Raw genomic sequence first — 12,669 nt, forward strand, 5'->3', positions numbered from 1 at the left:
GTCAACCAATGACGCGATAAAGACCAAAAACTTCTAGCACCTCGCAGAAGGCCACCTCCAGCCAACTATCTCAGCCCCAGCATTGGCTTTATTCTTTCATTCATTTCAACGAACCCCTGATACGATAAATTTAGGTCGTCATTCAGGACCAAATAGACACCACTCATCAATCGCTCGGCCACCGGCACCTCCCCACGCAAACGAGCAATTACCTCATCAGCACCAAATCCCAACGCACGACGACATAGCTCGTCATCCCAATACATAGCTGGACGCAAGGTATAGATGTTATTTCGACCATCTATATCGATGCTTTTATCTCGCCGAAGTTGATTGTAGATCTCATTCAGCTCGATCGGATAGCCTTGACTGTCGTAACCATTATCTCCTCCGCTGGCGTAATGGAGATCATGCAACCCATAAGAGATAAAAGCACGATATCCGCCAAACGCCTCAATCACTCTAGGAAATTGCTCACGCAAGATAGAGGCATAGTTTAATCCTTTATTTGAACTCTTAAATCCAAATCGAAAACTATCATCGAATGCCGCCCGATCTTCATACGAGTACCGTTCACCCCGAAATTTATAGTTCCCTATGAACTTTATCCCCGGAGTTAACTTTCTAACTGAAAAAGTAGCACTCAATCCATCGCCGCAATCCGGCGTGGCGGGCAACTCTGCCTGAGAGAAACCAAGCGGAGGAGGCAAGCTCACCATTTTCCTCATGGCTTCGGCATATAAATCCGCGATGCTGTCCTTTTTGTTTGCGCGCGAAAATACCCAAAGAATAATATCAACAGAACTCATGGCTGCCTCACTCGAACTGACACGACATCAGAATAACCTTGTTGATTGATAAACTGTCTGGCTTGCGCCGCGACCGTAGGGTTTGGAAACTCATAAACAACACTATATCCTGGATTTTGAGTCACGGCAGCCCTAACTCGCTCAAGCGTAGACATTACGGATGTTTGCGTAGAACTACTCCAAATTGCGAGTTTCGTTTTTGCATCGATCAGCAGGATACTATTTCCATTTGCACCAGTCTCAATGCCATCGAATTTGATAAAACTTAGACCATTATTTGGATTATCATAGCGCAGCGCTGGAACCGCCGGCTTTTGCAAAGAAAGATCGGAAAAGGCACCAGAGGTACCATTTTGAAAATCCTGAGCTGCCTGCTTGCCGCGTGGCGATTCCGTTACGTAGATCAGGCCCCTATTGGCGCCCTCCAGATTTCTTGCCTGTGATTCAGTCAGAACCAGGGTCCCTTGGTTGGGCAACAAAGTATCCGGGTTAACTCCCGGCCTAGGTACCACAGGCGTCGAGCTGCCGGAGGGGATTACGCTCCCGATAGGAACCACGTTGCCATTGGCATCTCGCATAACAACAGTGCCATTGCTGGCGCCTGAGTTGACGGCGTAGTTTCTAGCTGCTGCGGCCTCGTCCGCGGCGTTTGCTACAGTCTGCGCGCCCCGAGGCGGGATTAGTGGGGCGTAGCCGCCGCCGGGAGTCCCGGTGACCAACTCTGCGATAGCACTCACCGCATTCAAGCAACGCTGAGGATCCCTGGCGCAATACATGCCCCCAGGCTCAGCTATCAGAGCCGCTCCCAAGGCACCCAATTCGAAAGCAAACGCGCCAGCCGCCAAGGTTCCGGCGGCTGTTAGCGCAAGACGGACCGTGCCATCGAGACGCCGCGCGTCGCAGTCCGTCGGATTTGCTTTGCATGCAGCCAAAATGTCATAGGCGTCCACACTTCGCTGGAGAAGCAGCGCGTTCGCATTGAAGTCACCGCCACCAACAACGACATAGTTCGGGGGAATGAGGCCTGCTGTTGCGAGGGCCATCTGTGTTTTGGTGCCCTCGGCAGCATCGTTCAACACCGAGCGACACGCCGCGCTGCCGAGATCAGCGCATGCCACACGCATTACGTCATCTTGCAAGGTACTCAAAAGCTGAAATTCTTTGCGAATTGCGCTTTGATCACCTGACGAACACCCGGCAGGCTTCTCGTTACATTCCTTCAGTCTTGACGCCAGCTTTTTCCATTGATCGTGATTTAGGTAGTTATTTGCAGCAGCATTGCTCCCTGCTTGGGAACCGAGATTGATCTGCGCCGCATCTCCACCCGTGATTGCCACGGCGAGAGCACTCATCATGGCCGCAAACTGTACGGTGTCCGCTTGTCGCCCGTAGGCTTCCGCGGCGATCTCGCCGATGGCCGCACCGAGCGCGCCAGCACCGCACCCACTCGCGCTGTCCGCTCGTGCGGCACCAACCATGCACCCCGCAATTGCGTGCGCAACCTTATTGCTCAAGCCTTCAAAGTTGGTCCCGATGGCATTGGCGCCTTGCGCGGCGATGGTGTCCAAGATGGCGCTCTTGAGGCCCTCCTTCAGGTTTTCCTCGAAACTGCCGCCATTGATCGCAGTGCCGATCACGGCCCTGGCCGCGCCAGCCTGCAAGTTTTGCCCAAGCTGGGTTAAGAACCCCTGACTTCCGCCGCCCGTCGTGGGCAACCCGGTCGGATCCATGCTGAGTCCGCTCAGCACGCCGCCTGTGATGACCGCTGTCAGCAGGTTCCTGACGTTGGCGCTGCTGCCCAGATCGTGCAGCGCGCCGCCGATATCGCCCTGATTGTTGATGAGAGCAATGGACGCTTGCGTCGCAAGCGTCGTAAGGCCGGCCGCGACGGCTCCGCTGACGAAGGTCCCGACGCCTGCACCAACGGTGCTACCCGCTGCGAAGACAGAGCCTTCAATGACAACGCCCTGACCGACGGCCATCGCGGCAGCATCACCCGCTGCGCCACCGGCGGCGGCCCCGATCTCGGAAGCCGCCCCCGCCGTGAAGTACGCCACCACGATCGTCACGATCGCCGCCCCCTCCGGCGTCAAGCCCTGCTGGTCATAGTTCCAGGTCTTGTGCTCCTCTTCGACCCGTTTCCAGTCGATCTTGCCGCTGAGCTTTGGATCGTTGGTGATCTGCTCCACCCAGCCCATGCCCGGCTGCTTTGCGAGTGCCTCGACGCTGTCGCGGGCCCCCAGCCCAGCCTGCACGCGGTTCGCATTGACCGCGAGATTTCCCACATTGAACTGGTTGTAGTTCGTGGTCTGGTCGCTTTGCCCCTTGTCCTTGACCTTTTGATAGGCCAGGTCGCGCCCCTGGCTGGTGGTCTGCGTGCTGTGCTCGGTGGTCTGGGTGCCGAGAATGAGGTTGTCGGCGCTCAGGCTCAGGGTGCCGGGCGTGTTGACTGTCGTGGCGGCCATCGCCAGCGTATCGGCGGCCTCAATGGAGACATTCGCGCCATTGAGGGTGGTACGCATCAGCGTGCTGTCTTCGACCTTGGTCTCGGTCGTCTTGCGCGCGTTGATGCCAGTGCTCGGGTCATGCCACAGGAACTGGCCCGGCTCGATGCCCTTGGTGCGAAAGCCGGTCGATCCCGTCACCGAGCTGCTGTTGGTCGCGGCCTGGATGATGACATTGCCGCCCTTGATGGTGATGTCCTTGGCCGCATCGACCTGCACGCCCTGCAGGAAAACGCTGTTGCCGCCCTGCAGCAACACGCCGCCCTGGCTGCTGCTGATCTTGCTGGCCGAGGCCGTGTCCGAGTGGATCTCGGCGCCCATGGAGCTGTTCTTTCCATAGGGCAGCACCGGGATGATCGGGTTGCCCGTGAGCAGGCCGGCCATGCCACCAATGCCCCGCTTGTCCTTCTCGAACTCGGCGCTAGCATTCGAGGTATTGCGCCCCTCGACCACGGTCAGGTTCCGGGCCGCACTGATCGCCACTCCCTGGGTGCCGCTGATTTTTGAGCCCTCAATTGTGATGTCTCTCCCGGCGCCCATAAGCACAGTTCCGCCCGAGAAGCTACTGCCCACGCTCGTACTGCTGTCGAAGCTTCCCGAGAACTTGTTGTCGGTGCGGCTGAAGGTGCCGCTGTCCGTCCATTGTGCGGCGTAGCTGCCGGCCACGGTGGTCTGGCCCGACGCGATGTTGATGTCGCGATTGGCTCGTACAGTGAGCAGGCCCTCGCCCGCATCCACGGTGGCTTGGCGTGCATTGAAATCGCGGCCGGCCGACAGCAACGTGGTGCCGTTGGTGGCAATCGTGCTGCCCAGCTCGGTTGAGGTTGCCGTCGCCAGGGACGTGCTGGCGCCGATGCCGATCGAGCCACGCCGCTCGGTGACGGTCCCGAGATTGATGTCGTTCTTCGCCGAGATGGAGGTGTAGCCGCCCGCGCCCTGGTTGGAGATGATCCCGCCGATCAGGTTCACATCGCGCCCTGCGCTCGCAACCAGCGTGCCGCCCGGGTTCGTCACATAGAGACCCGCGACTCGATCTACGTTCGTGTTGAATCCGTTCGTCTGCGTGGTGCTGCGGACGTTGATGTCGCGCCCGGCGTCGATATTCAAGCTGTCACGTGCATCAATGCTCCCCCCGATGTTGTTCAGATCCTGCCGCGCTGTGATGCCGACATTTCCACCAGAGATGCGCCCGCCGAGGTTGTTTACATTCTCAGCAGTAATAGCCACCACCGAGCGCCCGGTGAGCGTTCCCGTGTTGGTCAGGTCGTGATCACTCTTGATCCGCAGGGTGTCGGCACTGAGGATGGCCCCATTGCCATTGATATCTCCCGCCCGTACACGAACATAAACCTGTGGCACCAAAACCTGCTGGACACTGCCATCGGGCAAGGTCACGGTTTGCTCTACCAGCCATACGATATCGCTGGTGAGTTGTGCCATTTGGGCTGCGGTCAAAGCCACACCAGGGCGTAGCCCATATTGCTGAGCGAAGGTCGCTCCAGCAGTCATCAAATCCTTGTATTGTTCTTGATCGTCGTAGTGACCGTCTAGATAGCGATAGCCAGTCAATTGAGCGACCTGCTCACGAATCAAACGCTGCTCGTAAAAACCATCGCCCAAGCGCTTAAGAGTGTTGCTCGGATCGAGACCAAGAGCGCTCAGCATGTAGTCACTCGAAAGCCAAGCACGATAGTTCGTAAAGCGCGGATCGGTTTCGATCAGGTAGCGGCCGGGGCCGGCATGAATGTTGAACAGGCTGGCATTGGGAACGCTCGTGTTTGGCAGGCTGGTGCGCACGACCATGGGCACGGCCGGGCTGGCACCCGTGCCGGCGGCGCCGCCGGCGCCGCCGGCTGCATCGGCCCCGTTGGCCGACGTCCGCACGACCCCGCCGACATTGGCCGGCACTTCCACGATGGCGCCGGGACGATTGCCGCCGTTTACCCCGCCGGTACCGCCGGCGCTGCCCGTTGCGCCGCCGACCGGGGCGACACCTGCGTTGTAGCCTCGGGTGGCATTGAGATGCTCTTGCGGCTGGTAGTCCGTGAGCTTGTAGGTGGCGGTCGTCGTCGTCGGAAGGATGTAGATCGGAGCTTCCGGAGCTTCGCCGGGGCGATTGGGGTTGTAGCCAATCCATATGGCGCTCACCGTGGTATCCCGCTTGCCTGGCGTCGCCTGGTTGTCCACGTCGGACGCATCCAGTGCGCCGCCCGCCATGATCTGGCTGTCGCGGTTGTAGACATGGCCGTCGAGCCGCATGTTGCCGCCAGCGACGATGCGCGCCGGATCGGCAGTCCCGGGAACTACGGAGTCTTCCGTGACCGTGATGTTGGTGACGGCGTTGGTCCAGCCTTTGCCGATGATGCTGACGGTGCCGTCAGCGGCCTTGTGGTAGACCAACCGCGTGCTGGGATCGCCCCACGTGATGAGATTGCCCTGGGCGTCGTAGGGGTCCCACGATTTGCCGTCCATCGTGATGATGCTGGGAATCATCTGCGTGTTGCTGGTGGTCGCAACCTTCAGGTGCGTATCCACGTTGTTGATGCTGCCCATCGCTATGGACATGTCACCCAGCGATTCAATCGTTGCGCTCTCGTTGTTGAGCACGCTCCCTTTGCCGATAGCTTGGCGATCGGAACCCAGCCCTCCGCCAATGAACATGTCGCCCGCGCTGAAAAGCAGCGCGTGCTCGCGGTTGTTGATGGTGCCTGCGCCGATGTCCAGGGTGTCGCGCGCCGCAATGGTTGCCGCCTTGGTCACGCCATTGACGGTCTCAGCATCGTTCTCGAGCGTGCCGGCCCCGATGGAGATGTCGTCGCCGTAGATTCGGCCCGTGCCGATGTTCTTCAGCGTGCCCGCATTGATCTGTGTCGCGCCCTGGCTGTCGATCAGGCCGCGATTGGTCAGCGTGCCGGCGGCGTTGACGACCGTATCGGTCCCCGACATTTCCGCGTTGGCAGTGTTGTCGACGTTGTTGCCGTCCACCGTGAGCGTCTGCCCCGCCAGCAGCTTGCCGTTGTTCGTGAAGTTGCCGGTGGTGGTGTAGCTCAGGTTGCCGTTGGCGGCCACCTCGCCGTTGTTCACGATGTTCTGCGTGAGCGCGATGCTCAGGTCCTTGCCAGAGACAGCCCGGCCGTCGCCGCTGAAGGTGGCGGCATCGATCTTCAGGCTCTTGTCAGCCACCAGACTGCCGCCGGTGTTGACGAGGTTCAGCGTCTTGGCACCGGGGTTGGCGCGGTTCGGGTCGAGGATGCCCAGCTCATTGCCGGCCGAGATCAGGCCGTTCGTGTTGTTGACCGTGCCGCCGCTGGTGATGGTGGCGTCGACATCGGCGCGGATGGCGCCCGAGGTGTTGTCGACATGGCCAGTGCCGATGGCGACGTTCTGGCCTTCGATGCCTTGGTTGGTGCCGAGGGTATTGGTGTTGGCGATGCTGCCGGCATTGAGCGTCGTCGTGGCCGCCGATCGGATCAGACCGCTGGTATTCGTGATGCTGCCGGCGTTGACGCCCAGGTCGCCCAGAGCCAAGGTCTGGCCGCCAGTGTTGTCATAGCTCGCGCCATTGGTGTTGATCGCCACCGTGGACTGTCCGAGCACCTGGCCTCCACCCGTGTTGGAGAAGGCCTGCGTGTCGGCGACCAATGCGTTCTTCGCGCCGATGAAGCCGGCGTTGTTGTTGACCGCGCCGGTGATCAGGTTTAGCGTATCGCCGCTAGTGATGCCGCCTTGGCCCGAGGCATAGCCTGCCGCATTGGTGTTGCTCAGGTCCTGACCGTTCGTATTGATGGTCATCACGCCGCCCGACTGGATCAGGCCGGCATCATTGGCGAACGCACCCGAGCTCACCGTCGCCGTGGTGGTCGCGGCCAGCGTGCCTTGCGTGTTGTTCAACGCATTGTTCTGCCCGTTCGCACGCGTGTTCACGGACAGACTGTTGCCGAAGACCTTGCCCCCGACATTGCTCAGGCCGCCATTTAGCAGAGTGGTCGCGGCGCCGGCCTGCAAGGTGCCGCCGTTGTTCGTCGTCGCTCCTGTCGTCGTGACCCTCAGGTTGCCATTGACCGCCGCAGCCGTCCCGCTGCTGTTGTCCAGCGTGCCCGTCACCAGGGTGGTGTGGCCGTTGGCCGCCAGCGTGCCGCCCACGTTCGAGGCCGCGCCGCCAACGGTGGCGTTCAGGTCGCCGACCGCGGTCACGCGGCCAGAGTTGTTGTTCAGGCTGCCGGCCGCGATGGTGGTGCTGCCGCCTGCGCCGATCACGCCCTTGCTGCTGTTGTCGAGCAGGTCGCCCACGGTGAGGCCGAGGTCGGAGGTTTCGGCGGCACGGAGGATGCCGCCTTGGTTGGCCAAGCTACCGGCCGCGACGGTCGTGTTGCCATTGCTGGCCAGCGTGCCACCGCTGTTGTCCAGCGCGCCCACCACCGTGATGCGCGTCGCATCGGCGCCGGTCTGCACGATCTGGCCACCTCGATTGCTCAAGGAGCCTGCATCGATGGTGAGCTGCTTGGCGCTGATCGCGGCCTTGGCGCCGTCCTGGTTGAAGGCACCCGACATCGCGACCGTCAGTGCGCCGTTGGCTGTGATCTGGCCGTCGGTGCCACTGTAGTTGCCGCCCGCGATGGTGAGCGTGCCGGTGCCGGCATGCTCGATCTTGCCGCCGGCGTTGGTGATGTTTGCGCCACTCAGGCTCAGGTCCTGCCCATTGCTGGCGATGCGTCCGCCGTTGTTGTTCAGGGTGCCGGTGGTCGCAATGGTCGTCGCGCCCGTGCCCGTCTGCACGATCTCGCCACCGTTCGTGTTGGCGAGATTGGAGACATGCAGGTCCAGCTGGCCGGCGTTGAGCGCGCCCGCATCGTTGACCAGCGTCTGGCCGGGCTGGGCGTTGGTGGTGATGCGCAAGGTGCCGGGCGTCACGATTTTGGCCTGGCTGCCGGTGACCACGTTGCCCTGCGTGGCCGTGACAGCAATGTTCACCGCGCTGGTCTGGCTGGCCGAGAGATCGACACTCGCGCCTTGCAACGTGGCGTTGCCGGCCGCCAGATTGGTGCCGTTGGCGACCAGGGCGCCGGTCGTGGTCACGACCACATCGCCCGCAGCGCCAAGCTTGCCGTCGCTCTGGATGCCCGCGCCCAGCACGCCGGTGGTGCCGCTTTGCAGGCTGCCTGCGGCGACCGTGGTATGCCGCCCGGCTGTGATGCTGCCGTCGTTCGCGAGCGCCCCGCCGACCGCGACACTCACATCGTTCGCGCCGCGCAAGCTGGCGCCATTGGCGTTGACGAGCGAACCCGCCTGCACCTTCAGGTCCGTGGCCGCACCGATCGTGCCGCCGCTGCCGTTGCTCAGTTGGTTCGCCACCGCCAGCTGCACCCCCGCCTGCGCCGACTGGATGCTGCCCTGCGTGTTGTCCAGGCTGCCCGCGCCGAGTGCGACGCCCTGGTTCGCCACCAGCGTGCCGCTGGTGTTGTTGACTGCGCCCGCCACGTTCGCGGTCAGCGCGCTCGTGGCCGAGATCGTCCCGCGCGTGTTGTCGGCGCTTCCACCGACTGTCAGGGTGGCGTCGGCCGCACTGGTCAGCTTGCCGTCGACGTTGATCAGATCACCCGTGGTGGCGATGTTCAGACTGCCCGCGTTGAGTGTGCCGCCGGTGTTGTCGAAGCGCTCGACGTTGGCGCTGAAGCCGTTGCTGACGTTCAGCGTGCCGCCGTGGTTGTCGAACGTCGGCTGGCTGACCGCCATGCTCGCAACGCTGAGCGTGCCGCCGTTGTTGTTGATATTGGCGCTTTGCAGCGTGATGGGGCCGCCGGCGTAGATCTTGCCGCCGTCGTTGCGGATCGTGCCAGTGGCGGTGATGCTGCCGGGGGCGATGGGCGCCGGTGCGGGTGCCGACGCGCTCGTTGTCGTCGTTCCGCCAGTCGTCGACGGGGTGCCGCCGGATGACGTCGATCCTGTGCCGGTGCCCGAGGTGCCGCCCGTGCCGGTACCACCCGTCCCGGCGGTTGGCGCCGGTGCCGGTGCCGGTGCCGATTCGAGGCCGATCACGCCGCCGCTGGTGTTGCTCAGCGTGGGCGCGGCAATGGCCAGGGCCACGCTGCTGGTCTGACGGATGGTGCCGCCGCGGTTGTCGATGTCGCCGCCGGTACTGGCAAGCTGCACGCTCTGGCCTTCCAGCGTGCCGGTGTTGATCAACTGGCCCGAAGCCGTGACGACCAGGTTGCCGGTGCTCGCACCGATGCTGCCGGCGTTGCGCACGCCCAGGCCCGCCTCGGTCCCGATCATCGTGATCTTGTTTGCGTACATGCCTCCCAAAGCAGAGGAGTCAAGGGCGAAGGTCGGTGCAGCGCCCGTGCCCGTCGTGGGCGTGATCTGCGTATGGTCGGCGCTGATCTGGCTCGCACCTGTGACCACCTTAAGGTCGGTGGCGTAGATCGCTGCATTGAGCTGCACGGCGCGGGCGAGGATGGCCGCATAATCCGTCGTTCTTGCATCGAGGCCCGCACCGTCGATAGTGACGGTGCCGCCTCGCACGAGGAAGCTGTCGAGGCCGCCGATGGCGTTGAATTGCGGCGTACCCGTGGTCACCGTTGCGCGAGATGCGTTGATGAAGCCGCCGCCATTAATGCTGATCCCGGCCGGATTGGCTATGATGATCTCGGCCCGCTGGCCCGCAACTTCCAGATAGCCGCGAATCTGGCTCGGATTCCCGCCATTAACTTCGTTGACGATAATGCGCGCGGGTCCCGTGGCCAGGAATGGATTCCCCTGTATATAGCCCCCGAGCTGCGACTGCACGTTGACCCGGCTGTTATTCAGGATCGCGCCGTTGGTCCCAATGTTGAACTGGTTGTAGACGTTGCGAGAAACGCCTGCGGCCGAGGGCGTTTGGATGTTCACGTAGGGCACGCCGTTAGGTGCGACCAGCACGGTCGGGCGCAGGTTGCCGGGAACGTTGGGTGCACCGACGATCTGCGCATGCGCCGATGTTCCTGTCAGTATCCCCGCCAACGTGGCACCGATCAGCATGGGCGCGAAAGCCGCCACACCAGCCAGCACGCCGCCAACCGCGACCGTCGTTGCCTTGTTCGATCCTTTACCCGTGCTCTTGGCGGTTTCCTGGACCACCATCCGCATGCCTCTGGCGGCATTGAAGACGATGCGGTGAAGCTGGCGATTCATGTTCTGACGTCCCTGGAGGAGTTTTTATTACTCACGACGGTTTTGTATCAAAACGCGTCGAGTCTAGATTGTCAGGGTACGAAAGGCGTAAATGAAGGGACGCCGCATGTCAGCCTGCGCACAACATCACGAATGAAGCGTCCGCAAATCTCAACAATTCTTTCGACTAATACTTAGGTATTGGATTCAATCGGCCTTTGATCTCCGCCGTAAAGGCAGCGAGGTCGGCGGCGGCGGGAATCGCGCCTCCAGCGTCTCAACAAACGCGAGCCGAAGCTACGGCGGCAATATGTCGATAAGGGTGTGTTAACCAAACAATGAACGATTGGCCGCGTTTGGCGGCGAGTGATTCATCTCGGCGGAATGGCATTGGGCCTGCGACTGCTGTGTGGCAGTTGTCGAGCGCAAAAAAATGGAGACGAAATCGAAATGCTGCTTAGCATGATGGCATCAACATCCCGCTTACCCGATTCATGCACGAAGAAGCACGCCTGAAGTCCCCATTTCCTGCTGCAGCCAGATTTGTCGACGATCTGATCTCGATCAGCCTGGTCGAGAAGCATTTCAAGACATCCCATGATGCCAACAACGCGCTCACGTTTGTCTGTGCGGATTGCGGCGTGCCGGTCAGCGCGGTGATCATCGAACCTTTCAAGGTCGGCCGAAAGATCACCCCCTCGTCTAGTTTCCGGAGGCGCGATCCAAATCACCCTCACACCTGCAACCGAGAGCCTGCACCCGATGACTCCACCAGAGTAAGTGCTGGCGAAGGCAAGATTCCCGCAAACCCGAATCGGGACATGTGGCCGACACGATGGGTCGATCCGCGCGTGACCGCCGCGCCATCTGCGCCGGGTGGGGCGGGGCCCAATCCTCAAGTCGGTGGGCAATCCGGTACTGGATCGAGGAACCGCAATGGAAGTGGCTCCGGAACATCCGAGTCTCAATCGCAGACGGTCGAAAAATTCGCACGAGGCTGGCACAGCATGAACCTTGCGAGCCGCAAGACTCAGTCATTGGCGGCGTCGTGGAATTCAGGTGGCACATTCTTCAGCGCATTTCATCCCTTGGACTACGACCCCAACGTCCCGCGCGGCCACATGAAGATATTCGTCGGCACCGCTCGCGAGGTTGTGGCATACCCAGATGGATTTGACGTCATGCTCCACGAAAGGCAAATGGGCGGCCCTGAACTTTGCGTGTGGATTCCGACGACCCCGTGCCTGGCTCAGGGTGCAGCGGGAGCCGCGCTGCAAAAGCAGTTGCTTGGCTATGCCAACACGCCGGTCTGGACGAGACCGGTACAAGTCCATGTGCTCGGGACGTTCGACCGGCATGTCGGCCTTCCTGACCCAGTCCTCGGATTGGAACTGGGGCATCCGCACATGATCTGGATTTCTTCGGTGCAGTAGGCCGCGCGGCGAAACTCCTTCATCGCTGATGGACCGGTTGTTCGATCTTCGCTAGCTCGCCAGGAGGCCTTCGGGCCAGAGAAAGTCCAGGAAGAATCCGTTGGGGCAGTGTTCCACGCCGAAATCCGCGGCCCGTTCGTGCTTTGCTTTTCCGCAGAGCCACTCTTCGCCGTCAACAGTCACCCGCAGCACCGCATCCTGACCAACTACTTTGTTGGGACAGAGTGCGCGCTCAGACAAGTAGATCATTCCTCCTTCACGCACCCCGGCTATGACCTGAGTACGCTCGGCAGGCGTCTCAGGCTTCCAGTCCCGCATTTCCGGATACCACTCCATGATCACCTGTACTCGTTCGCCTTCGTCAGGCACCTCAAGCGTCCTGGGCATCAGTCTGAAGGCGTAGACGTTCTGCATGCCGACATCGCCGTTTTTCTGTACTTCAAAGCCCATGCTTTCCCAGAAGGGAATGGAAGAGCGCGGCGTGCATTGAATGCGAAGGATGTCATGCCCCGCTTCGGCAGCCTCCGCCAGCCGATGCGCAACCAAAGCCTTGCCAATACCTTGACCGCGCATGTCGTTGCGGACCTCAAGGATGCCGGGATGTACCAAGGCTCCCCACTGGTATGCGACAACCTCCTGTGACTTTTCGTCAACGTAGACAAGAAGCTTGCCGGCCTCGTGAGCCTCAACGGTCAGGTTCCAATTGCACAAGAAGGTGCCGTGCACTTCGTCGTTTTCTTGCGCTTCAAGCCAGGCCTTGATGAAGCGCATGTC

General features: G+C 61.2%; 4 protein-coding genes. 1 reads left to right on the forward strand and 3 read right to left on the reverse strand.

Annotated elements, in window-relative coordinates; all coding sequences use genetic code 11:
* Positions 1-65 precede the first annotated feature (65 nt).
* Entirely contained in the window at positions 66-809 is a 744-nt protein-coding gene (locus EJI00_RS02675) for a hypothetical protein (protein WP_126745916.1), read from the reverse strand.
* On the reverse strand, positions 806-10,483 hold the full coding sequence (locus tag EJI00_RS02680; RefSeq protein WP_126745917.1) for a filamentous hemagglutinin N-terminal domain-containing protein: 9,678 nt from the start codon (positions 10,481-10,483) through the stop codon (positions 806-808). The genes EJI00_RS02675 and EJI00_RS02680 overlap by 4 nt, the downstream gene beginning before the upstream one ends.
* 473 nt (positions 10,484-10,956) lie before the next feature.
* On the opposite strand from EJI00_RS02680, the gene EJI00_RS02685 reads away from it, so the two are divergent.
* Positions 10,957-11,895 (forward strand): hypothetical protein, encoded by a 939-nt coding sequence (locus tag EJI00_RS02685; protein ID WP_126745918.1) that lies wholly within the window; start codon positions 10,957-10,959, stop codon positions 11,893-11,895.
* A 51-nt stretch (positions 11,896-11,946) separates the two neighbouring features.
* Here the strand turns inward: EJI00_RS02685 and EJI00_RS02690 are convergent, their stop codons facing one another.
* Positions 11,947-12,666: a GNAT family N-acetyltransferase gene (locus EJI00_RS02690; protein WP_185868044.1), complete on the reverse strand. Its 720-nt coding sequence runs from the start codon at positions 12,664-12,666 to the stop codon at positions 11,947-11,949.
* Positions 12,667-12,669: the final 3 nt, after the last annotated feature.

The sequence above is a fragment of the Variovorax sp. DXTD-1 genome (assembly GCF_003984625.1).
GTDB lineage: Bacteria > Pseudomonadota > Gammaproteobacteria > Burkholderiales > Burkholderiaceae_C > Variovorax.